Here is a 22373-nt window from a genome sequence, read left to right as displayed (position 1 = left end):
CGGCGGCCACGCCGCCGTGGCAGGGGAGGCGCCCGGGCGGGCGCTTCCCGCGCAACCTCTCTGCCTCGTTTTCCAAATGAAAAAATTCGACGTAGTCGTGGTCGGCGCCGGCATGCTCGGCATCGCCCACGCCTGGGCCGCCGCCAAGCGCGGCCTGTCGGTGGCCGTGATCGAACGCAGCCGCCAGGCGCATGGCGCGACCATCCGCAATTTCGGTCAGGTGATCGTCACCGGCCAGGCTCCCGGCATGATGCTGTCGCACGCCCAGCAGGCGCGCGAGCTGTGGCTGGACCTGGCGTCCAGGGCCGGCTTTCATGTTCGCGCCAACGGCGCGCTGGTGCTGGCGCGCGACGCCGGCGAAGCCGACGTGCTGGACGAATTCGCCCGGACCCGCCTGCAACAGGAAGGCTATCGCGCCGAGCTGCTGTCGGGCCGTGAGGTGGCAAAGCTGTATGACGGCCAACTGGCGCACCACTGCGCCGCGCTGCGCGGGCTGGACGACCTGCAGATCTATTCGCGCGAGGCCTTGCCGGCCATCACGCGCTACCTGGCCGAATCGCTGGGCGTCGAGTTCGTCACCGGCACCCTGGCGCGCGCCGTCGAGCAGGGGCAGGTCGCGACCACCGCGGGCGACTTCGCCGGTGCGCACGTCTTCGTCTGCCCCGGCCACGACTACCTGACGCTGCTGCCCGAACAGTTCGCGCCGCTGAACCTGGAGGTGACGCGCCTGCAGATGCTGCGCGCGGCCTTCGAGACGCGTCCGATGGCGCTGGACCGCCCGCTCTTGACCGGCCTGTCCTGCGTGCACTACGGCGCCTTCTCCGACCTGCCATCGGCGCTGGCGCTGCGCGAGCAGATCCAGGCGCGCACGCCGATGCTGCTGGAAAACGGCATCCATCTGCTGATCAGCCCCACGCCCTATGGCGAGTTGATCATCGGCGACTCGCACCGCTACGGCCAGGATGCCTTCCCGTTCAACGACGAGGCGGTCGACAATGCCATGCTGGACCTGGCGTCGCAGGCGCTGGGGGCGCGGCTGCGGGTGCTGGAGCGCTGGCAGGGCGTCTATGGCACGCACGGCCCCGCGCCGTTCTCCGTGATGCCGGTGGATGCCGCCACCACGGTGGCGGTGATGCATTCGGGCGTGGGCATGACGGTCGGGCTGGCGATCGGGGAGCGCACGGTCGCCGCCGCCCTCGGCCGCTGAGCAGCCGCCCCGGCAAAAAGAAAGGGCTCGCGATCGCGAGCCCTTTTGCGTTGGCGGAGCGTGTCCTCAGAGCCGCTCCTGCATGATGCGGCGGTACCACTCATGGAAGTGCTGCATGCCGTCTTCCATCGGCGACTGGTACGGACCGGTTTCGTTCACGCCGCGCAGCATCAGCGCCTTGCGGCCGGCGTCCATGCGCTCGGCGATCTCGTCGTCCTCGATCGCCGTTTCCATGTAGGCCGCGCGCTGCGCCTCGACGAACTCGCGCTCGAAAGCGGCGATTTCCTCGGGGTAGTAGAACTCGACCACGTTGACCGTTTCCTGCGGGCTCTTCGGGTACAGCGTCGACAGCACCAGCACGTGCGGATACAGCTCGATCATGTGGGTCGGGAAATACGTGACCCAGACGGCGCCGAAATCCGGCGCGTCGCCGTCGCGGAACGACAGCAGGCGATCGTGCCATTGCTTGTAGACGTCAGAACCCGGCTGGGCCAGCGCGTTATGCACGCCGACCTTCTGCAGGCTGTACCAGTCGTTGAACTCCCAGGTCAGGTCGTCGCAGGTGACGAAGCGGCCCAGTCCGGGGTGGAACGGGCCGACGTGGTAGTCCTCCAGGTACACCTCGATGAAGGTCTTCCAGTTGTAGTTGCACTGGTGCACTTCGACGTGGTCCAGCACGTAGTCGCCGAAGTCGAACTCCGGGCGCGCGAACAGCGGCGCCATGTCGGCGGCCGGATCGCGCGGGCCTTCGAACAGCAGGCCATGGCAATCGCGCAGGCGGAACTTCTGCAGGTTCATGCACGGCGTGGTGTCGAACTGCGGCGCGCCCAGCAGCTCGCCCTGGTTGTTGTAGGTCCAGCGGTGCAGCGGGCAGACGATGTTGCCGCCGGTGGCCTTGAGGCTGCCGTGCGAATTGCAATGGCCGGTGACGTCGCCGGCCTGGCCGCCCAGCATCAATGCCTGGCGGTGGCGGCAGACATTTGAGATGAGGTCAACGCCCTGCTGGTTGCGAACCAGCACGCGCCCTCCATTTTCCTGGGCCAAGGTGCGCCAATCCCCGATTTCGGGCACCAGCTTCTGGTGGCCGACGTACAGCGAGGATTGCTTGAAAATGAGTTCTTGCTCGCGGGCAAAGAGGGCTTCGTCAAAGTAAGCACTGACGGGTAGCTGGGTGCGAGCTGGCACAACATGTGCCATCCGACCGATGTCGGTCATGATTCCCTCCGCTCGGATGAATATTTCCCCCAACGCCGTGCCCACTCAGTACTGCGTACGCGGTGGGCGGGCTGCCCTCAAAGGGGGCCTCTTTCTTGGGGCGGCCCGGCGTTAAAAAGCCAGGACGGCTTGAGCTTCACCACGCCCTAGCTGTTCGGAAGGGGATGGTTAAATCCGTTCTGGCGCGAAGAAAAATCGGTGTCTGGCCGATCAAGTAAGCCGTCAATTGTACCCCAACCCCATACGCCCCGCCCGTGAAGATCGGTGAAGCTTGGTGAAGATCCGGCCCTGGCGGTTTGACCCCGCGCGAATCGTGATTAACCCTTCGCGCCGTAGGCTTTTCAGACCAGCCTGCGGGTGGCGGGATGGCGTCGCAACAGCCAACTGCTGCCCGCGGACAAAGCGAACACGGCCAGCGTCAGCAACGGCACGACCCAGGCATCGCGACGTCCGCCGCCGATGGCGCCGGCCCGGTGCGCCACATCCAGGAACACCGGATGGATCAGGTAGACCCCGAAGGTCAGCGGGGCCAGCGATGCCAGCCGCGGCAGGCGCGGCGACGAGACGATGCACTGGAACGCCGCCAGCGACATGAACGGCACGGTCAGGCTGAAGTAATCGTAGAAATAGGTGTCCAGCGTCCGGTTGCTGGACATGGTGTGCACGCCCAGTGCCGTGGCCGCCACGCTCACGGCCAGCACCAGGGTCGGACGCGGCACGCGCAGTTCGCCATCGAAGATCTGGCGGCCGGCGACGAAATAGCCCAGGTAGGGCAGGAACCAGGTCAGGAAGAAGCCGGGCTGGGCGCCGAGCGCGCGTCGGTAGAGCGCATCCAGGATGGCCAGGCCCAGAATGCCCACCACCCAAAGCGAACGCGCGCGCGGCGTGCTGCGCACGTACAGCAGGCGCACCAGCGGCGCGAACAGGTACAGTCCCACGATCATGTACAGATACCAGAGGTGGTAGTACGGCTCACCCTGGGCGACCTTGCGCGGCCAGAACGAAAAGTCGACGTGGCCGTCGTCCCACCAGTCCAGCCCGGTGCGCCAGGCCAGGTAGAAGAGGGTCCAGAACAGCAGCGGCGCGCAGATCCGCGTGACCCGCTTGCTGTAGAACCGCCTCGCATCCTGCGGCTTGTCAGGATCGAGCAGCAGGGCGCCGCTGACCATCACGAACACGGGCACACACCAGCGGACCGCGGAGTCATACAGATTGGCGGCCAGCCAGGCGCCGTTGCCGTAGGCAGACGGGTCGCTGACGATCAGGGCGGCGCTGTGCAGCAACACCACCGCCGCGGCGGCGAGCCAGCGGGCGGAATCCAGCCGGGCGTAGCGGTCATCGGTCAGTGGCATCGGGCTCCCTGGCGAAGGTGAGTCGGGCGGGGCCGGCGCGGCGGCCATCCTCGCTTTTCACCTTAGCAGCCAGGCCGATACGGGTTCTGTATCCAGGGGTTAGGGGGCGCATGAAAAACCGACAGGGCCTGCGAGGCGCTGTCGGTCGGCGGCCCCGGCGGCGCGGGCGCCCGGGCCCGCGCGGCGGCATGAACGTTTTGTCACGAAACGGATGCGACCGTCATTGCAGGACGATGTTGGCCTGCTTGATCAATTGCGACACGATGGGCTGTTCACTCTTGACCTGCCTGTCCAGTTCGGCGGCGCTGCCCGAGCGCGGCTCGATTCCCATGTCGAGCATGCGCTTTTGCACCGCCTCGTCCTTGAGCGTCTCGGCTAGCGCGGCCTGCAGTTTGTCCAGCACCGGCGCCGGCGTGCCCTTGGGGGCCACGAAGCTGAACCAGGCCGTCATGTCGAAGGACGGATAGCCTTGTTCGGCCAGCGTCGCCAGCTTCGGTTCGGTGGCCAGGCGGCTGGGGCTGGTGATCGCGAACACCTTGACCTTGCCGGCCTCGGCCTGCGGCATGCCGGTGGCGACCATGTCGAAGAACAGGTCCACGTCGCCGCTGATCAACGCCGGCAGGGCCTGGGTCGCGCCCTTGAAGGGCACGTGCAGGATGTCGATGCCGGCGCGTTCCTTGAACAGTTCGCCCGCCAGGTGCGACGAAGTGCCCGCGCCGAAGGTGGCGAAGGTCAGCTTGCCCGGATTCTGCTTGGCGTAGGCGACCACGTCCGCGGTGCTGTTGAACGGGCGCTTGGGGCTGGACAGCAGTACCAGGGGGCCAATCCCGACCATGCCGATGGGCGCGAAGCCGTCGGGATCGTAGGGCAGCTCCTTATACAGATAGCGGTTGGTGACCAGCGTGGAGTTGGTGGCCATCAGGATGGTGTAGCCGTCCGGCGCCTCGCGCGAGACGAAGGCGGCGCCGATCGACGTGCCGGCGCCGGCCTTGTTCTCGACGATCATGGGCTGGCCCAGCGTCTTGGCCATGCGTTCGGCCAGCACCCGCGTCAGCACATCGGTGGCGCCGCCCGCCGGGAACGGCGAGACCACCTTGATCGGGCGGGACGGATAGGTATCTGCCTGGGCGCCCAGCGCGGCAATGCTGAGCAGTAGACCCGCCAGGAACGGGTAGCGCTTGCGAATCATGTTTTCCCCTTGAAATCGCGTGCTTGAGTGATAGGTCGGGCCCGGCTCGGCCCGGTCCGCGTGCCGGTGAAGGCGGGCGGGCAAGGCTTGCCAGGTCTCCTAGGATGTTTTAAATTCCGATAAATGGAATTTAGTTTTGTTATTCGGAATAAACTATAAAAACGAAGCGAATAGAAATGCAATCTTTTTCTGACCCCAAGCGCATCCCCCATCCCGCGGCCAAACCCGACCAGAAGCTGGCGCTGAGCGCGCCCGCGCGCCGCAAGCGCGCCGGCGCCGTGGGCGAGGGGCCCGTGTCGCCCGACTTCATCACCGCGCTGGCGCGCGGCCTGGAAGTGCTGCGCTGCTTCCGGCCGGGCGTGGCGGCGCTGGGCAACCTGGACCTGGCGCGCCTGACCGGCCTGCCCAAGCCCACCATCAGCCGCATCACCTACACGCTGACCGAGTTGGGCTACCTGCGCTATCACCCGGACACCGGCAAGTACTCGCCCGGGTACGGCGTGCTGGCGTTGGGCTTCGGCCTGTTGGCCGGGCTGGAGGTGCGCGAGCTGGCCAAGGCCTCCATGACCGACCTGGCGCGCGAAACCGGCGGCGCGGTGGCGCTGGGCGCCTTCGACGGCGACGCCATGACCTATGTCGAGGCCATCCATGGTTCGTCCGCCCTCTACCTGCGCCTGCCGGTGGGCTATCGCGCCAGCCTCGACAGCGCCATGGGCCGCGCCTACCTTGCCAGCCTGCCGGCGGCGGCCTGCGCCGACGTGCTGGAACGATTGGGGCCGGCCGCGCCGGCGGCTGCCGCGATCGAGCGCGCCCGCGCCGAGTTGCGCGACACGGGTTGCTGCTTCGCGATCGGCGAGTGGCAGTCGGGCATCAATGCCGTGGCGGTGCCATTCACGTCCGTGACCGGGGAGGGCGTGTTCGTCATGAGTTGCGGCGGCCCCGAAGGCCTGCTGCCCGAGGCCGGGTTGCGCACCCAGGTGGCGCCGGCGCTGCGGGCCGCCATCGCGGGCCTGGCGGGCGCTCCCGCCTGAGCGCAAAGGCGCGGCGTGGCGCGACCGTGGTATCTCGTACAATTCACGGATTGATCCACCCCTAGTGCCCCCGGAGGCCCGTTTGGCCAAACCTTCTCAAGCCGATCCGCAGACCGACGACCGTCCCTTGCCCCAGGATTTCGAAACGGCCCTGGCCGAACTGGAATCGCTGGTCGCGGCCATGGAAGACGGTTCGCTGCCGCTGGAGCAGTCGCTGGCCGCCTACCGGCGCGGCGTGGCCCTGACCCGCGTCTGCCAGGAGCGCTTGGCGCAGGCCGAACAGCAGGTCAAGGTCCTGGAGGGCGACTTGCTGCGCCCGCTGGATGCCGCCGCGCTGGATGACGAATAAGAATCGGATGAAGCAAATACAACTCGCTTTCCCGGAGTGGCTGCAGGGCCGCGTGCGGCATGTCGAAGACGTTCTCGACGACCTCCTGCCGCCTGCCGACGCCGTGCCCGCCCGCCTGCACGAAGCCATGCGTTACGCCGTGCTCGGCGGCGGCAAGCGGGTGCGGGCCGCGCTGGTCTACGCCGCCGGCCAGGCCTGCCCGGTCAGCGGCAGCGTGCTGGCTGTCGAGGCCTCGCTGGACCGCGCCGCCGCGGCGGTGGAACTGATCCACGCCTACTCGCTGGTGCACGACGACCTGCCCTGCATGGACGACGACGTCCTGCGCCGCGGCCGTCCCACCGCCCATGTGCAGTTCGACGAAGCCACCGCCATGTTGGCCGGCGACGCGCTGCAGCCGCTCGCCTTCGAGCTGCTGGCCTCCATGCCCATCGCCCCGGCCCTGATCGTGCAGGCCACGCAGTCGCTGGCGCGCGCGGCGGGCAGCCAGGGCATGGCCGGCGGACAGGCCATCGACCTGCTCAGCGTCGGCCACCGGCTCTCGCGCGACGAGCTGCAGCAGATGCACAGCATGAAAACCGGCGCCATGCTGGCCTGCAGCGTGGCGCTGGGCGGCATCGTCGCAGGCGCCAGCTCGGCCTCGCGCCAGGCGCTGGACGTCTACGCCCAGGCCATCGGCCTGGCGTTCCAGGTGGTGGACGACATTCTGGATGTGACCGCCGATTCCGCCAGCCTGGGCAAGACGCCGGGCAAGGACGCGGCCGAAAACAAGCCGACCTACGTTTCGTTGCTGGGGCTGGACGAAGCGCGCGCGTTCGCGGGCGAGCTGCGCGAAGCCGCGTTGTCCGCGCTCGAGCCGCTGGGCGACGCCGGCAAGCGCCTGGCCGAGCTGGCTGATTTCATCGTCCTTCGAGACCGCTGATCCGTGACCCGTCCGGGCTGGCCGCAGGCCGGGCATACGAACCCCATACAAGCATGACGACAGAATTACTGGACCGCATCCAATCCCCGGCAGACCTCAAGCGCCTGGATCGTCGCGAGCTCAAGCGCCTGGCCGACGAGTTGCGCGGCTTCGTGCTGGAGTCGGTCTCCAAGACCGGGGGCCACCTGTCGTCGAACCTGGGCACGGTGGAGCTGACGCTGGCCCTGCACCAGGTCTTCGACACGCCGCATGACCGCATCGTCTGGGACGTGGGCCACCAGTCCTATCCGCACAAGATCCTCACCGGACGCCGCGCCGGCATGGCCAAGCTGCGCCAGCAGGGCGGCATCTCGGGCTTTCCCAAGCGCAGCGAATCCGAATACGACGCCTTCGGCACCGCGCATTCGTCCACGTCGATCTCGGCCGCGCTGGGCATGGCGGTGGCCTCGCGCAACGCCGGCGTGCAGCGCCAGCACATCGCCGTGATCGGCGACGGCGCGATGTCCGCCGGCATGGCCTTCGAGGCCATGAACAACGCCGGCGTCACCGCCAACATCAACCTGCTGGTGATCCTGAACGACAACGACATGTCGATCTCGCCGCCGGTGGGGGCGCTGAACCGCTACCTGGCGCGCCTGATGTCCGGCCGCTTCTACGCCGCCGCCAAGAACGTCGGCCGCGCCGTGCTGCAGCACGTGCCGCCGGTGCTGGAACTGGCGCGCCGCTTCGAGGAACACGCCAAGGGCATGGTCACGCCGGCCACGCTGTTCGAGGAATTCGGCTTCAACTACGTCGGCCCGATCGACGGCCACGACCTCGACGCGCTGGTGCCGACGCTGCAGAACCTGAAGGCGCTGCAAGGCTTGCAGTTCCTGCACGTGGTCACCAAGAAAGGGCAGGGCTACAAGCTGGCCGAGGCCGATCCGGTGCTGTACCACGGGCCGGGCAAGTTCGATCCCGCCGTCGGCATCCAGCAATCGAAGGCGCCGGGCAAGCGCACCTTCACCCAGGTGTTCAGCGACTGGCTGTGCGAGATGGGCGAACAGGATGCGCGTCTGGTCGCCGTCACTCCGGCGATGCGCGAGGGCAGCGGCCTGGTCGAATTCGAGAAGCGCTTCCCGCAGCGCTACTTCGACGTCGGCATCGCCGAACAGCACGCCGTGACGTTCGCCGGCGGCATCGCCTGCGAGGGGCAGAAGCCGGTGCTGGCGATCTACTCGACCTTCCTGCAGCGCGGCTACGACCAGTTGATCCACGACGTGGCATTGCAGAACCTGGACGTCACCTTCGCGCTCGACCGCGCCGGCATCGTCGGCGCCGACGGCGCGACCCACGCCGGCAACTACGACACCGCGTTCCTGCGCTGCGTGCCGAACATGGTGGTGGCCACGCCCTCGGACGAAAACGAAGCCCGCCTGCTGCTGTCCACCTGTTATCAGTATCCCGGCCCCGCTTCGGTGCGCTATCCGCGCGGCGCGGGCTGTGGCGCGCCGGAAACGGCCGGGCTGGACACGGTCGAGCTGGGCCGCGGCGTGGTGCGGCGCAAAGGGCGCAAGATCGCCATCCTCGGTTTCGGCACGCTGCTGCAGCCGGCGCTGGCGGCGGCCGAAAAACTGGACGCCACCGTGGCCGACATGCGCTTCGTCAAGCCGATCGACCGCGCCCTGATCCTCGATCTGGCTGGCAGCCACGACGCCCTGGTGACGATCGAGGATGCCGCCATCATGGGCGGCGCTGGCAGCGCGGTGCTGGAGGTGCTGGCCGCCGAAGGTGTCGCGATCCCTGTGCTGCAACTGGGCTTTCCCGACGAGTTCATCGACCACGGCGACCAATTGGCGCTGTTGGCCGGTATCGGCCTGGATGCCGCCGGGATCGAGCAGTCGATCCGGGCGCGCTACGCCTCGCTGCTGGCCTGATTGCCCGCACCCACGGACCGGCCCCGGCGGTTTGGTCCGTGTGGCGAAACAGTGTGTTCCGGCCCCGCCAGCCTACGAATGAAAGGGTTTTCCCTGGCGCTGGCGGGACTTTGGGCGATAATGGCCCCCTCCTAAAGATTCCTGGGTCTGCGTGTTCACGCCACGCTCGTCGCCCAGACTGGTAAGCCGAAATGAATTCTCCGATCGACCCCGCCATCGTGATGCCCGACGTCCAGAGCTCGACGGACACGCGGCACATCCCGATCCAGCGCGTGGGCATCCGTGGCGTGCGCCACCCCATGCTCATCGAGAACGCCGACGGTTCGCCCCAGGGCACCGTGGCCAACTGGACCCTGACGGTTGCGCTGCCCCCCGAAGAAAAGGGGACGCACATGTCCCGCTTCGTGGCGCTGCTGGAAAAGTACCGCAGCACCCCCATGACGCCAACGCTGTTCCGCGCCATGGCGGCCGACATGCTGCCGTTGCTGCACGCCGAGCGCGGCGACATCACCGCGGCCTTCCCGTACTTCATCAACAAGTCGGCGCCGATCTCCGGCGTGCAGAGCCTGCTGGACTACGAAGTGCAGTGGATCGCCCGCGCCCAGGGCGACCAGGTCGAGTTCGAGCTGGTGGTGCAGGTGCCGGTGACCAGCCTGTGCCCGTGTTCCAAGGCCATCTCCGAATACGGCGCGCACAACCAGCGCTCGCACGTGACGGTCTCGGCCATCCTGGAATCGGACATCAGCATGGATGGCGTCATCCGCCTGATCGAAGACGAAGGCTCGTGTGAGCTCTGGGGCCTGCTCAAGCGGCCCGACGAGAAGTACGTCACCGAGCGCGCCTACGACAACCCCAAGTTCGTCGAAGACCTGGTGCGCGACGTGGCGGCCCGCCTGAACGCGCACCCCGGCATCGCCCGCTACCGCGTCGAGGCCGAGAACTTCGAATCGATCCACAACCACTCGGCCTACGCCGTGGTGGAAGGCTGAGTCCTCCGTGCGGCATCCGGCGGCCAGCGACTGGCCGCTCATTGCGCGACTGGCGGGATGGGAAGCGCGGCTGGCCGATCACCTGGCCGGCCGCGGTCGTTTGGGCGTCGCGCTCTATGAGTTCTTCCGTTTCGGCGTGAAGCAGGGTTGGGCCTGCCTGTTTGGCGGCCTGATGTGCGCGCTGCTGCTGGGCACGCACTGGTGGTATCCCAAGGACGCCTGGCTGGCGCGCTACGATTTCCTGACGCTGGCGGCGCTGGCGATCCAGGCCGCGCTGCTGGCCCTGCGCATGGAAACCTGGGACGAGGCCAAGGTCATCCTGATGTTCCATGTGGTCGGCACCGGCATGGAACTGTTCAAGACAGCGGCTGGCTCCTGGATCTACCCCGAGGCGAGCGTGCTGCGCATCGGCGGCGTGCCGCTCTTCACCGGCTTCATGTACGCCGCGGTCGGCAGCTACCTGGCGCGGGTCTGGCGCCTGTTCGACTTCCGTTTCCGTGCCCATCCGCCGCTGGCGGCGACCGTGGCGCTGTCGGTGCTGATCTACGTGAACTTCTTCGCGCACCATTTCATTGTCGACTTCAGGCTGGCGCTGTTCGGCCTGACGGCGCTGCTGTTCGCCCGCACCTGGGTCTATTTCCGCATCTGGCGCGACTACCGCCGCATGCCGTTGCTGCTGGGCTTCGTGCTGGTGGCGCTGTTCATCTGGTTCGCCGAGAACATCGGCACCTTTGCCAACGCCTGGCGCTATCCCAACCAGTCGCAAGGCTGGGAGCTGGTGTCGATCAACAAGCTGGGTTCGTGGTTCCTGCTCATGATCATCAGCTATGTGATGGTCAGCGTGGTCAGCCGGCCCCGGGAGATCGGCGTGGCCGATATGCCGCGCCCGGCAGGGGCGAATAACGCGTCCCCGATTTCCTGACCGACCCTGGCTTGCGTCCAACGGTCCGATCGGCGATAATCGAGAGCTTTCTTGCTCGACCGCCCATGTTTTTTGGGCAGCGGGCTGCCCCTTGCAAGCCATACGCCTCGAAGAAAAAGACCAGTGATAGAGAAAGCACTGGAAAGCCGGAACTGACCGCGAACGCGATGCGCGCGCGGACTGATGACGGTGTCAGGCGAGCGGCAGGCAAGACATCCTCAAGGAGTTTTACTCATGCGTCACTACGAAGTGGTGTTTATCGTTCACCCCGACCAAAGCGAGCAAGTGCCCGCCATGGTCGAGCGTTACCAAGCGCTGGTCACGGGCCAAGGCGGCTCGGTGCACCGCCTGGAAGACTGGGGTCGCCGTCAACTGGCCTACCCGATCCAGAAGCTCGTCAAGGCTCACTACGTCTGCCTGAACATCGAGTGCGGCCAAGCCACGCTGGATGAGCTGGAACACTCGTTCCGCTACAACGACGCCGTGCTGCGCCACCTGGTCATCAAGACCAAGAAGGCCCAGACCGCTCCCTCGATCATGATGAAGTCGGTCGAGCGCGAAGAAGCCCGCAAGGCTTCGGCGGAAGCTGTCGCGGCTCAGGCCGAGTAAGCAGGGCTCAGGCAGAGCCCATCCCATGAAGTCCCCTTGGTGCCTGGCAGGATGAACAAGCTGGAACTCAGCGCCCGCGTTCTCGAATGCGAGCCTTTGCGCCACACTCCCGCCGGTCTGCCAGCCCTGGAAATGGTGCTGGCGCACGAATCCGAGGTCATCGAAGCCGGCCATCCGCGCCGTGTCGAACTGACAATCTCGGCCGTGGCACTGGGTGATCTGGCGTTGCTGTTGCAAGGAACGGCGCTGGGGTCCGAATTGCTGGTGCAGGGGTTTCTGGCCCCCGTGCGCAAGGACTCGGTGAAGTTCAAGCTGCATCTGCAGCAGGCGCGCAAGATCAGCGGCAGCGCAGGACGCGATCCGCTGGTGGCTTGACAGGGAAGGGCAACGGGCGCGAGAGCGCCTTCTGAATACGGATAGGTTACGGGGAGTCGGGCCCGATCAAGGCAGACCCGGTCCCCTCAAACATAGAGGCACATATCATGGCTTTCTTCGGAAAACGCAAGGAAAAACGCAAATTCACGCAGCAGAACCCGCTCTTCAAGCGTCGTAAGTTCTGCCGCTTCACCGCCGCCGGCGTCGAAGAGATCGACTACAAGGATCTGGACACCCTGCGCGACTTCGTGCAAGAAAACGGCAAGATCATCCCGGCTCGCCTGACCGGCACCAAGGCAATCTACCAGCGCCAGCTGGACACCGCCATCAAGCGCGCGCGCTTCCTGGCCCTGTTGCCTTACACCGACAACCACAACTAATCCGGGGCACTGAAATGCAAGTTATTCTGCTCGAAAAAGTCGTCAACCTGGGTAACCTCGGCGAAGTCGTCCGCGTGCGTGATGGCTACGCCCGCAACTTCCTGATCCCCCAGAAGAAGGCCCGTCGCGCAACCGACGCCGCCCTGAAGGAATTCGAAGCCCGCCGCGCCGAACTGGAAAAGATCCAGGCCGAGAAGCTGGCCGCCGCCCAGGCCCTGGGTGAGCGCGTCAACGGCTACCAACTGAAGATCGTCCAGAAGGCTGGCGTCGACGGCCGTCTGTTCGGCTCGGTGACCAACGCCGACATCGCCGAAGGTCTGAAGAAGGCCGGTTTCGAAGGCATCGAAAAGGCCCAGGTGCGCATGCCCAATGGCCAGCTCAAGGCCATCGGCGAGTTCCCGATCCAGGTCGCCCTGCACGCCGACGTCGTCGTCGACGTCACGGTGCTGGTCGAAGGCGAACTGTCGTAAGCCTGACCCCGCGGTAGAAAAAAGCCGGCCCGCGTGCCGGCTTTTTTTCTTTGCGCCTTGTTGTTCCTCGCTTTACCCATCGCCATTTGCGTGTAGTCTTGCGGGCTGCACGCTTGTCTCCCACGCTGTTTCGTCCGAGGACCTCTTGACCCCGCCGCCCGTCCATCACAATGCCCCCCCCGGATTGCGCGCCTGGCTCGACAGCGTGGATGCCGAGCGTGAGCCGTCGGTGCGCGATGTGACCATCGACGGGGTGCGCTGCATCATCAAGCGCCGGCGTCCGAGCCTGGCCAGCGGTGTGAGCTACGTGTTGCGCTATGCGCGCGCGCTGTTCCTCGGCCTGGGGTGCAAGCTGTTCCTGGGCGAATTCCCGCGGCCCGGCATCCTGCTGCGCAACGGTCTGGAACACGAGGCCCGGCGCCTGAAGCAGTTGCTGCAGGCCGGCTGTCGCGTGCCCGAGGTCTGGTGGCAGGAGCAGGGTCTGCTGGTGCTGGAATTCGTCGGCGAAGACCTGGCGGACCTGATCCGCAACGAGGACACCACCTCGCGCCTGTGGCTGACACGCGCCGCCGCGACCGACCTGGCCGCCTTCCACGCCCGCGGGCTGTGGCATGGCGGCGCGCAGATTCGCAACATCACCCTGCAGGACGGCGAGCTGTGGCGCATCGATTTCGAAGAGAACATCGGTTCGACGCTGTCTCGTCCGCTGGCCCAGGCCTATGATCTGTTCCAGATGCTGGCCTCGCTGGTGTCGTTGCGCAAATTGCCCGACGACGTGGGCCGGGCGCTGGGTAAACTGGCGCTGGACGTCTATTTCGAATGCAATCCCGACCCCGAGGTCAAGGCCCGCCTGCGCCGCCTGACCCGGGTGCTTTCCTTCATCGCCACGCCGCTGCGGCCCCTGCTGGGCCGCCTGCCGTCGCGCGATGTGCAGGGTTTCTTCCGCGTCGCGGATATCCTGCAGCCGTTATTATTGAAGCCATGAACACACCTGCCGATTCCCAGCTCGAATACCTGCGCGTTCCCCCGCATTCCATCGAGGCGGAGCAGTCGGTGCTGGGCGGCCTGCTGCTGGACAACGCAGCCTGGGACCGCATCGCCGACGTGCTGGTCGAGGAAGACTTCTACCGCCACGACCACCGTCTCATCTGGCACCACATCGCCCGGCTGATCGGGCTGGCGCGGCCGGCCGACGTCATCACCGTGCACGAATCGCTGGTCAGCGCCGGCAAGGCCGAAGACGCTGGCGGCCTGGCGTATCTGAACGCGCTGGCGCACAACACGCCGTCCGCCGCGAACATCCGCCGCTATGGCGAGATCGTTCGCGAGCGCGCCATGCTGCGCAAGCTGGTGTCGATCGCCGACGAGATCTCCTCGGCCGCCATGAACCCGCAGGGCAAGGAAGCGCGCCAACTGCTGGACGAGGCCGAGTCCAAGGTGTTCCAGATCGCCCAGGAAGGCGCGCGCGGCGCCGCCGGCTTCCAGGAAATCCAGCCGCTGCTGACGCAGGTGGTGGAACGCATCGACGAGCTCTACCACCGCGAAAGCACTTCTGATGTGACCGGCGTGCCCACCGGCTTTACCGATCTCGACAAGATGACCTCGGGCATGCAGGGCGGCGACCTGATCATCGTGGCCGGCCGTCCGTCGATGGGCAAGACCTCGTTCTCGATGAACATTGGCGAACACGTGGCCATCGAAGAGGGCCTGCCGGTGGCGGTGTTCTCGATGGAAATGGGCGCGGTGCAGTTGGCCATGCGTATGCTGGGGTCGGTCGGCCTGCTCGACCAGCACCGCATGCGGACCGGCAAGCTGATCGCCGAGGACTGGCCGCGCGTGACCCACGCGGTGCAGCTAATGCAGGACGCGCAGGTCTACATCGATGAATCGCCCGCGCTCAGCCCGATGGAAGTGCGCGCCCGCGCGCGCCGCCTGGCGCGCCAGTGCGGCCAGCTCGGGCTGATCATCATCGACTACCTGCAACTGATGTCCGGCAACGGTTCGGGCGAAAACCGCGCCACCGAAGTGTCGGAAATCAGCCGTTCGCTCAAGGGCCTGGCCAAGGAGCTGAACTGTCCGCTGATCGCGCTGTCGCAGTTGAACCGAAGCCTGGAGCAGCGTCCCAACAAGCGTCCCGTGATGAGCGACCTGCGCGAATCGGGCGCCATCGAACAGGATGCCGACGTGATCCTGTTCATCTACCGCGACGAGGTCTACAACCCGGATTCGCCAGACAAGGGCACCGCCGAGATCATCATCGGCAAGCAGCGTAACGGCCCCATCGGCACGGTGCGCCTGACCTTCCAGGGCTCGAGCACGCGCTTCCTGAACTTCTCCGGCGCGCAGCCGCGCGACATGTATTGAGCGTGCGCAGCCGCCCGGCCAGAAAGAAAAGCCGCGCCCTCGGGCGCGGCTTTTTCATGCTGGCGTGGCGGAATCATTCTTCCGTTTCGGGCCGCTTGCCGTAGCGCGCGGCCAGGACGCCGCAGACCATCAACTGGATCTGGTGGAACAGCATCAGCGGCAGCACGATGGCGCCTACCGCGTGGCCCGCGAACAGCACCTGGGCCATCGGAATGCCGCTGGCCAGGCTCTTCTTGGAGCCGCAGAACAGCAGCGTGATGCGGTCGGGCAGGTTGAAGCCGAACATCCTGCCGGCCAGCGCAGACAGGCCCAGCGCCAGCGCCAGGATGACGGCGCAGCACGCCACCAGGCCCAGCAGCGCCGGGATCGGCGTGGAGCGCCACAGGCCCTCGTTGATGGCTTCCGAAAACGCGGTGTAGACCACCAGCAGGATCGAACCCTGGTCGACGAATTTCAGCATCGCCTTGCGCTTGTGCACCCAGGCGCCGATCCAGCGACGCGCGAACTGACCCAGCACGAACGGCAGCAGCAACTGCAGCATGATCTTGCCGACCGCGTCGAACGAAATCGGCGCGCTGCCGGCGTTGGCGACCACCGTGCCGACCAGCAGCGGCGTCAGGAAAATGCCCAGCAGGCTCGAGGCCGAGGCGCTGCAGACCGCCGCCGGCACGTTGCCGCGCGCCATCGAGGTGAAAGCGATGGCCGACTGCACCGTGGCCGGCAGGCAGCACAGGAACAGGATGCCGAGGTAGAGCTCGGGCGTGACCAGCGGTTCCAGCACCGGCTTGAGCGCCAGGCCCAGCAGCGGGAACATCAGGAAGGTGGCCGAGAAGATCGTGAGGTGCAGCTTCCAGTGCGTCAGGCCGGCGATGATGGCTTCGCGCGACAGGCGGGCGCCGTGCAGGAAGAACAGCAGGCCGACCGCGATGTTGGTGATCCAGCCGAACACCACCACGCCCTGGCCATGGGCGGGCACGATGCTGGCGATGATGACGGTGCAGATCAGGTAGAGGGTGAAGCGATCGGGCAGGAGACGGACAAGACGTGACATGGAGGGGGTAGGGGCAATGACGGAAAGCGGCGGCGCGCCAGGGCGCCGGAATCGGGGCGTATTGTAGACCTCGGGCGCGTGCCGCCCTATGGCGGGCCGGGCGGGTGTCCGCCTGCCGGCCCCGCCGTGGGCGGTCAGGGCGTCATGGCCAGGGCCAGGTCGAAGGCGGCGATCAGCGAGGCCTGGTCGGCCACGCCCTTGCCGGCGATGTCGAACGCGGTGCCATGGTCGACGCTGGTGCGCACGAACGGCAGGCCGACGGTGACGTTGACGCCGTGGTCCACGCCCAGGTACTTCACCGGGATCAGGCCCTGGTCGTGGTATTGGGCCACCACGATGTCGAACTCGCCGCGGCGGGCCCGCATGAAGACTGTGTCGCCGGGCCACGGACCGCTGGCGTCGATGCCCTCGTCGCGTGCCTGACGGATGGCCGGCTCGATGATGTCGATGTCCTCGCGGCCGAACTTGCCGCCTTCGCCGGCGTGCGGGTTCAGGCCAGCCACCGCGACGCGCGGATGGGCGATGCCCATCTGGCGGCAGGCGCGGTCGGCCAGGCGCATGGCGGTCAGCTCGGCCTCCGGCGTAATGCGCTCCATGACGTCGGCCAGGGCGAGGTGGATGGTCACCAGCAGCACGCGCAGTTCGTCGTTGGCGAGCATCATGGCGAAGTCGTCGGTGCCCGAGCGCTCCGCCAGGATTTCGGTGTGGCCGGGATAGTCGATACCGGCCTCGTGCATGGATTGCTTGTTCAGCGGCGCGGTGACGATCGCGCGGATGCGTCCGGCCTGGGCGTCATCGATGGCGGCGCACACGTACTCGTAGGCGGCGCGTCCGGCCGCGGCGTTGACCTGCCCGAAGGGCAGGTCGGGCGGCAACGCGCCGCCACAGGCGATGACCTCGATGCGGCCGGCATCGCCGCTGGCCAGGCCGGCGTGCGCGATTTCCGTGATCTCCAGGCGCGCTCCCAACGCGCCTGCGGCGCGGCGCAAGGCGCCGGCGTCACCGTATACCACGCAAGGCGCGTTCAGGCCCTGGGCGCAGGCCTTGACGACGATTTCGGGGCCGATGCCGGCGGCATCCCCCATGGTGATGCCCACGGGTGGGGGAGTGTTCACGATGTGTTCCTGGATTACTGCTTGGCGCCCTTTGGCGGTTCGATCTGGCCACATTCGAACGTGACCGTTGCGCGCTTGGAGCCCAGGCCCGTGGCGTGGTTGGACGTCACAGACGGCTTTTGCAGCTTGCGCCCGATGGACTGGCAGTACTGGTCGGCGCGCTGCAAGGCCTGGTTCTTGATTTCGACCCACGTCAGCAACTGCGTGCCGGAACTGTAGGTGACGCTGTAGCCATTCTTGCCCGTGGGCGTCACCTCGCTCATGCTGGAACAGGCGGTCAGCAGGGCGAGCATGGCGGAGACGAAGGCAAGGCGTGCGAGCATGGGAGATCCGTAAAAGGCAATTGGCCACATTACAACATTATGCCGCCCCCGCCGCCCGCCGGGGAGGGCTACGGGGCGCCGACCGCGCTGCGGCGGTCGACCTTGCGGCTGAGCACGATGGAGGTCTGCGTCTGTTTGACGCCTTCGATCAGGCCGATGCGGTCCAGCAGCGCGTCGAGCTGTTCATGGGTTTCGCAACGCAGGAAGATCAGGTAGTCATGCGGTCCGCTGACCGAGGACACTTCCTCGACCTCCGGCATCTTCTCGAGTTCACGGATGACGGCCGCTGGCGTCTTGGGCAGGACGCTGATGAAGCAGTAGGCACGCACCGCGGCCTCTTCGAGCAGGCGGCCGAGGCGCACGCCGTAGCCCGCCACGATGCTCTCGCGTTCGAGCCGGGCGATACGCGCCACCACGGTGGTGCGCGCCAGCCCCAGCTTGCGCGCCAGGATGGCGGCGGGTTCGCGGGCATTGGCCTGCAGCAGGCTGAGCAGTTGCCGGTCGATGGCATCTAGGCGTTCTTTCATGCGCGGACCATACAGGGGCGATGCGGCGCAAGTCAATGCGCGGCTCAGCCGTCGGATTCGGGCGGAACGCCGCCTTGATAGACGCGCCCGTCGAAGGCAAAGCGCGTGATGGTCCGGGAGGCCGCGTCGAAGACCCGGTCGCGACGGGCGGCGTCCGGCTCTCGCGCCGGCGCCAGCGTGAAGCGGCACAGGTCCGCGGCGCTGTCGTAGCGGGCCTCGCGCACCAGGTCGCTGACGCCGAATTCCTGCACGTGGTGGGCGAACTCGCGCAACTGCTCCATCTCGTGGAAGGCGCCGTGCTCGCTGACCAGCCGCATGCCGAACTTGTGTTCTTCCTGGGCGGCGGGCGGGGCGGCCACCGGCGGCGCGGCGCTGGGCGCGTCGGCGGAACCGTAGTCGAAGTGCGCGCCGGCGTCGCGCATGGCCGCCAGCACGCCTTGCCAGGCCGACTCATCCAGCGTCAGGCGGGCTGCGATGCCCAGCAGCCGCTGCTGCCCAAGCGCGCGCGGCCGCGGGCCGCCCACGTAGCTGGACCAGGGCACCGCAGCGTCCAGGCCGGCCAGTTCGGCCATCTGCGCATCGCTGTATCCCAGCCGTTCCTGCAGCCGCCGCAGCGATGCCGCGTCGGGGGGCACATAGTCGTGGATCGTCTTCATGGGGCACGCTCCGTTTATGCCGCGCTATGCCCGATGCTAGCGCGCACGGCGGCGCTTGCCCAGCGCCCCGCCCCGCCCATGCTAGGATTTGCGCCGATATTCATTGCCAGGAGGGCTTTTCCCATGGACATCCAGGAACAAATCGCGGTCATCGTGCATACCATTTCGCATCAGGGCGGCCGCATCGACGCGCTCAACTCGGCGCTGCTGACGATGCTGCACCTGGCCAAGGGCTCGCCGGGCCTGCGCGAGGCGATCGAGGCGCAACTGGAGCAGAACTATTCCAGCCTGCTGGCCCGTTCGGAAAACCCGCAGTACGTGGCGGGTTTCGAGAGCGTGCGCGACCAGATCATCGCCGCGCTGAAGTAGCCGCGGGTCCCGGCGGTGTGCCGGAGTTACCCACAACTTCTGTGGACAAGCCTTGGGATAGTGCGGGCATAGAACGCTTTTTTTCTTTGATTACAACGGCTTGCAAAGCGCGATCAAAGGCGGCGCCAAAACCGCCTGTGTTCACCGCGCGACAGGGGCCGGCAGAGGTCCCGCAAGCCGGGTAATATGCCGCCCCATGCGGAATCAGTATCCATCGGAACACCGGAACCGTGGCCTGGCGGCCCGGGTCTCGGAAGCGGCAAAGCTGGCGGCGTTCGACCCCGGCAAACTCTCTCCCGAGGCGCGCCAAAGCTGGGAGCGCCTGGGCCATGGCTTCAAGGCCTGGCACGACTTCGACCAGCGTCATCCCATCCTGCGGCGGCTGGCCCTGCTGCCGTTCATCGGCTCCCTGTATCGCAAGGCGCGCCGCCGCCACGTGTTGCGCGCCAGCGGCAAGCTGGTCTTTTGAGTAACGCGGTCAGCGGCGCCGGCGCCGCGCATACAGCCGGTAGACCAGCCAGGTCGCCACGCCGATCGCCACGGCCACCGCCAGCTTGGTTTCCACGCCATGCAGGCGGCCGAGCAGGGACTCGATGGTCTGCCCGAATACATAGCCCACCAGGCTGAAACACACCGCCCAGATCGCGGCGGCGATGGCGTTGAGGACCAGAAAACGCAGCGACGACACCTGCGAGACCCCCAGCGCCACCGGACCCACCGTGCGCAGTCCATAGAGAAAGCGCAACGCCAGGATGAAGCCATGCGGATAGCGGTCGACCGCCGCCAGCGCCTTGCCGAACGCGGGCTGGGCGCGGACCCGCCGCACGTAGCGATGCTCGCGGTAGCGGCGGCCCAGATAGAACAGGGCCTGGTCGGCGAGGAAGGAGCCGGCGAACGCGCACAGCATTACGTAGGGCAGGTGCAGCAGGCGCTGGTGCGACAGGAAGCCCGCCAGCACGACCACGCTTTCGCCTTCGAGCAGGGTGCCGCCCAGTACCGCCCACAGGCCGTAGTCGACGATGAATTGATGCAACTGCGGATTCATGGCTGGCGTTCGCCGACGATGCGCGCCAGGTTCATCAGCGCCCGCGCGATCTCGGGCGTGTGACGCTGTCCGCAACTGATGCGCAGGAAATGGTCGTAGCGCGTGCCGTTGGAGAACATCGCGCCCGGCGCCACGCGGATGCCCTGCCGCAGGGCGGCCTCGAAGACGTCCATCCCCGAGCGGCCGTCCGGCATCTCCAGCCACAGCAGCATGCCGCCGGTCGGCATGCTCAGGCGGGTGCCGCGCGGGAAATGCGCGGCGATGACTTCGGCGGTCTGCTCGCGCTGCGTCTTCAATTGCCGGCGCAGCCGCGCCAGGTGCCGGTCGTAGGCGCGCGATCCCAGGTATTCGGCCACCGCGATCTGCGCCAGCGGTTCGTTGGGCCGGCTCTGCGCGAATTTCAGCATGGCGATGCGGGCTTTCCAGCGGCCTCCCAGCAGCCAGCCCAGGCGCATGCCCGGCGCCAGCGTCTTGTGCAGCGACGAACAGTAGATGACGTTGCCAGTCGGGTCCCAGGACTTGGCCGCGGCCAGCGGCGTGTCGTCGTCGTTCAGCGCGCCATAGGTGTCGTCCTCGATCAGCGGCACCTGCTGGCGTTCGCACAGGGCCACCAGGCGCGCCTTCTCGGCGTCTGGCATGACGCAGCCGAGCGGGTTCTGGAAGTTCGGCACCACCACTACCGCGCGGATGTTGCCGTGGGTCTGGAATGCCAGGTCCAGCGCCTCGATCGACAGGCCGTGTTGCGGGCTGGTGGGAATTTCCAGCGCGCGCATGCCCAGGCTTTCCAGGATCTGCAGCAGGCCGAAGTAGGTGGGCGACTCGACCGCGATGGTGTCGCCCGGCCGGGCCACGGCGCGCAACGCCAGGTTCAACGCCTCGATGCAGCCGTGCGTCACGATGACGTCATCAGGCGTGGCGTTGATGCCGTTGGCCAGCGCGCGCCGCGCCAGCACCGTGCGCAGCTCGGGATGGCCCTGCGGCGGCACCGGGCTGACCAGCACCTCGGGCGACTGTCGCAGCGCGCGGATCATGGCCTGCTTCAGGTCTTCCATCGGATAGGCTTGCGGCACCGCCGCCGCGAGCGCGAAGTTGGCGCTCACGGGATGGGCCTCGCATTTGGCGATGAAATCCGACACGCGGTCGTGGATGCCGACGTACTGGGCCGCTCCCAGCGTCTGGCGGATGTCCGGTTCGTTGACGGGCGGGATGCTGTTGCGGCGCGGCTTGAGGACGAAGTAGCCGGAACGGGGGCGAGCTTCGATCAAACCGTCGTCCTCGAGCAGACGGCAGGCCTGTAGCGCGGTCGAGAGACTGACGTGATGGGTGCGCACCAGGGTGCGCACGGACGGCATGCGCTGGTCCGGGGCCAGGACCCCGTTCTGGATGGCGCGCCGGTAGTGGTTTGCCAGGCGTAGGTATAGCGGTTGCGGGTCCATGCGCCGATCATGCTCCCCTAGGTTGGATTGAGGGTAGGCACAGATTCACGCAAAGTACACCATAACAGGGTCGAAATCGAGAGGCTGCATCGGTACAGAAAGAGGGATTGTGTGGCTGTTGCGCAAAACAGGGCGGACGTAGTCTGAGGGGGTCAGATTGGAGATTCCCATGGCCCTGTTTTCCGCCCCCGAAACGCGTTCGCAACATATTGATCTGCTGCCCGGCGCCAGCCGCCAGGTGCGCCTGCGTGGTGGCGCGTTCATCGTCTGCGTCAGCGGCGGCCTGATGGTGGCCGAGCCGCCGTATCGCTCGGATATGCCGCCAGGCCGCTATTTGCCGCCGTCGATGCGTCTGAACGCGGGCGAAAGCCATCGTCTGCCGGAAGGCGGTCCCTTGATGCTGACGGCGGTCGGCCACGCGCAGGCGATCTGTCTGGATCCGCCCGGCCTGCTGGCGCGCGTCGCGGCCTTCGCAACGGGTTTTTTTGGCGCGGAGAGCAAAAATAATCAGCCCAATGCGCTGGGTGCGCTGCACAAGATTTCAAAATGATGTATGATTCACAC

26 protein-coding genes are annotated in these 22373 nt (G+C 66.9%); 16 read left to right on the top strand and 10 right to left on the bottom strand.

What is annotated here, in order from left to right; genetic code table 11:
* Window positions 1-76 precede the first annotated feature (76 nt).
* On the top strand, window positions 77-1207 hold the full coding sequence (locus tag HV783_RS05535) for a TIGR03364 family FAD-dependent oxidoreductase (protein ID WP_175188794.1): 1131 nt from the start codon (window positions 77-79) through the stop codon (window positions 1205-1207).
* A 66-nt stretch (window positions 1208-1273) separates the two neighbouring features.
* On the opposite strand, the gene HV783_RS05530 is transcribed toward HV783_RS05535, so the two are convergent.
* The 3 genes from HV783_RS05530 to HV783_RS05520 form a co-directional block, all read right to left on the bottom strand.
* Window positions 1274-2422, bottom strand: a complete 1149-nt coding sequence (locus HV783_RS05530; protein ID WP_064526889.1) for an aromatic ring-hydroxylating oxygenase subunit alpha — start codon at window positions 2420-2422, stop codon at window positions 1274-1276.
* Between the two features lie 341 nt (window positions 2423-2763).
* Window positions 2764-3774, bottom strand: a complete 1011-nt coding sequence (locus HV783_RS05525) for an acyltransferase (protein WP_054501393.1) — start codon at window positions 3772-3774, stop codon at window positions 2764-2766.
* A 220-nt stretch (window positions 3775-3994) separates the two neighbouring features.
* A complete protein-coding gene (locus tag HV783_RS05520; protein WP_054501392.1) occupies window positions 3995-4963 on the bottom strand; it encodes a Bug family tripartite tricarboxylate transporter substrate binding protein in 969 nt (322 codons plus the stop codon).
* A 176-nt stretch (window positions 4964-5139) separates the two neighbouring features.
* Here HV783_RS05520 and HV783_RS05515 point away from each other — a divergent pair, with 176 nt between their 5' ends.
* The 12 genes from HV783_RS05515 to HV783_RS05460 all read left to right on the top strand — a co-directional run bounded on the left by HV783_RS05515 (window position 5140) and on the right by HV783_RS05460 (window position 15287).
* On the top strand, window positions 5140-5994 hold the full coding sequence (locus HV783_RS05515) for an IclR family transcriptional regulator (protein ID WP_054433369.1): 855 nt from the start codon (window positions 5140-5142) through the stop codon (window positions 5992-5994).
* Window positions 5995-6076: 82 nt separating this feature from the next.
* Entirely contained in the window at window positions 6077-6343 is a 267-nt protein-coding gene (locus HV783_RS05510; RefSeq protein WP_006393710.1) for an exodeoxyribonuclease VII small subunit, read from the top strand.
* 7 nt (window positions 6344-6350) lie between these two features.
* Entirely contained in the window at window positions 6351-7262 is a 912-nt protein-coding gene (locus HV783_RS05505; protein WP_054501391.1) for a polyprenyl synthetase family protein, read from the top strand.
* A gap of 53 nt (window positions 7263-7315) precedes the next feature.
* Window positions 7316-9178 carry a 1-deoxy-D-xylulose-5-phosphate synthase gene (gene dxs / locus HV783_RS05500; RefSeq protein WP_175188793.1) on the top strand — a complete coding sequence of 621 codons (1863 nt, stop codon included), beginning with the start codon at window positions 7316-7318 and terminating at the stop codon, window positions 9176-9178.
* 191 nt (window positions 9179-9369) lie between these two features.
* Complete coding sequence (gene folE2 / locus HV783_RS05495; protein ID WP_006388366.1) at window positions 9370-10167, top strand: GTP cyclohydrolase FolE2; 798 nt, start codon at window positions 9370-9372, stop codon at window positions 10165-10167.
* A 7-nt stretch (window positions 10168-10174) separates the two neighbouring features.
* Window positions 10175-11089 (top strand): DUF817 domain-containing protein, encoded by a 915-nt coding sequence (locus HV783_RS05490; protein ID WP_054501389.1) that lies wholly within the window; start codon window positions 10175-10177, stop codon window positions 11087-11089.
* Window positions 11090-11323: 234 nt separating this feature from the next.
* Window positions 11324-11698: a 30S ribosomal protein S6 gene (gene rpsF, locus HV783_RS05485; RefSeq protein WP_020924524.1), complete on the top strand. Its 375-nt coding sequence runs from the start codon at window positions 11324-11326 to the stop codon at window positions 11696-11698.
* 51 nt (window positions 11699-11749) lie between these two features.
* Window positions 11750-12073: a primosomal replication protein N gene (priB, locus tag HV783_RS05480; protein ID WP_175188792.1), complete on the top strand. Its 324-nt coding sequence runs from the start codon at window positions 11750-11752 to the stop codon at window positions 12071-12073.
* A gap of 107 nt (window positions 12074-12180) precedes the next feature.
* Entirely contained in the window at window positions 12181-12453 is a 273-nt protein-coding gene (rpsR, locus tag HV783_RS05475; protein WP_006218308.1) for a 30S ribosomal protein S18, read from the top strand.
* A 14-nt stretch (window positions 12454-12467) separates the two neighbouring features.
* Window positions 12468-12923 carry a 50S ribosomal protein L9 gene (gene rplI, locus HV783_RS05470; protein WP_020924523.1) on the top strand — a complete coding sequence of 152 codons (456 nt, stop codon included), beginning with the start codon at window positions 12468-12470 and terminating at the stop codon, window positions 12921-12923.
* Between the two features lie 145 nt (window positions 12924-13068).
* Window positions 13069-13908 (top strand): RIO1 family regulatory kinase/ATPase domain-containing protein, encoded by an 840-nt coding sequence (locus HV783_RS05465; RefSeq protein ID WP_054501387.1) that lies wholly within the window; start codon window positions 13069-13071, stop codon window positions 13906-13908.
* On the top strand, window positions 13905-15287 hold the full coding sequence (locus tag HV783_RS05460) for a replicative DNA helicase (protein ID WP_006388372.1): 1383 nt from the start codon (window positions 13905-13907) through the stop codon (window positions 15285-15287). Before HV783_RS05465 ends, HV783_RS05460 begins: the two co-directional genes overlap by 4 nt.
* Before the next feature lie 73 nt (window positions 15288-15360).
* On the opposite strand, the gene HV783_RS05455 is transcribed toward HV783_RS05460, so the two are convergent.
* The 5 genes from HV783_RS05455 to HV783_RS05435 form a co-directional block, all read right to left on the bottom strand.
* Entirely contained in the window at window positions 15361-16338 is a 978-nt protein-coding gene (locus HV783_RS05455) for a bile acid:sodium symporter family protein (protein WP_049072445.1), read from the bottom strand.
* A gap of 134 nt (window positions 16339-16472) precedes the next feature.
* Complete coding sequence (gene pdxA, locus HV783_RS05450) at window positions 16473-17453, bottom strand: 4-hydroxythreonine-4-phosphate dehydrogenase PdxA (RefSeq protein ID WP_175188791.1); 981 nt, start codon at window positions 17451-17453, stop codon at window positions 16473-16475.
* A gap of 14 nt (window positions 17454-17467) precedes the next feature.
* The gene (locus tag HV783_RS05445; RefSeq protein WP_054501386.1) at window positions 17468-17776 is read right to left on the bottom strand and encodes a hypothetical protein; all 309 of its coding nucleotides are present in this window, start codon (window positions 17774-17776) and stop codon (window positions 17468-17470) included.
* A 68-nt stretch (window positions 17777-17844) separates the two neighbouring features.
* A complete protein-coding gene (locus HV783_RS05440) occupies window positions 17845-18303 on the bottom strand; it encodes an Lrp/AsnC family transcriptional regulator (RefSeq protein ID WP_054501385.1) in 459 nt (152 codons plus the stop codon).
* Between the two features lie 44 nt (window positions 18304-18347).
* Window positions 18348-18959: a hypothetical protein gene (locus tag HV783_RS05435; RefSeq protein WP_054501384.1), complete on the bottom strand. Its 612-nt coding sequence runs from the start codon at window positions 18957-18959 to the stop codon at window positions 18348-18350.
* Window positions 18960-19082: 123 nt separating this feature from the next.
* On the opposite strand from HV783_RS05435, the gene HV783_RS05430 reads away from it, so the two are divergent.
* Window positions 19083-19328, top strand: a complete 246-nt coding sequence (locus HV783_RS05430; protein ID WP_006393727.1) for a hypothetical protein — start codon at window positions 19083-19085, stop codon at window positions 19326-19328.
* Window positions 19329-19524: 196 nt separating this feature from the next.
* Window positions 19525-19797 (top strand): hypothetical protein, encoded by a 273-nt coding sequence (locus HV783_RS05425; RefSeq protein WP_231133013.1) that lies wholly within the window; start codon window positions 19525-19527, stop codon window positions 19795-19797.
* Window positions 19798-19806: 9 nt separating this feature from the next.
* Here HV783_RS05425 and HV783_RS05420 read toward each other — a convergent pair whose 3' ends face one another.
* Both HV783_RS05420 and HV783_RS05415 read right to left on the bottom strand, forming a co-directional pair.
* Complete coding sequence (locus HV783_RS05420; protein ID WP_054501383.1) at window positions 19807-20373, bottom strand: DedA family protein; 567 nt, start codon at window positions 20371-20373, stop codon at window positions 19807-19809.
* Window positions 20370-21809: an aminotransferase-like domain-containing protein gene (locus HV783_RS05415; protein WP_175188790.1), complete on the bottom strand. Its 1440-nt coding sequence runs from the start codon at window positions 21807-21809 to the stop codon at window positions 20370-20372. The genes HV783_RS05420 and HV783_RS05415 overlap by 4 nt, the downstream gene beginning before the upstream one ends.
* Before the next feature lie 169 nt (window positions 21810-21978).
* Here HV783_RS05415 and HV783_RS05410 point away from each other — a divergent pair, with 169 nt between their 5' ends.
* A complete protein-coding gene (locus HV783_RS05410) occupies window positions 21979-22359 on the top strand; it encodes a hypothetical protein (RefSeq protein ID WP_175188789.1) in 381 nt (126 codons plus the stop codon).
* Window positions 22360-22373: the final 14 nt, after the last annotated feature.

Origin of the sequence: Achromobacter dolens (assembly GCF_902859745.1) — a bacterium.
Classification (GTDB): Bacteria; Pseudomonadota; Gammaproteobacteria; order Burkholderiales; family Burkholderiaceae_B; genus Achromobacter; species Achromobacter dolens.
This window is presented reverse-complemented; position numbering and strand designations above follow the sequence as displayed.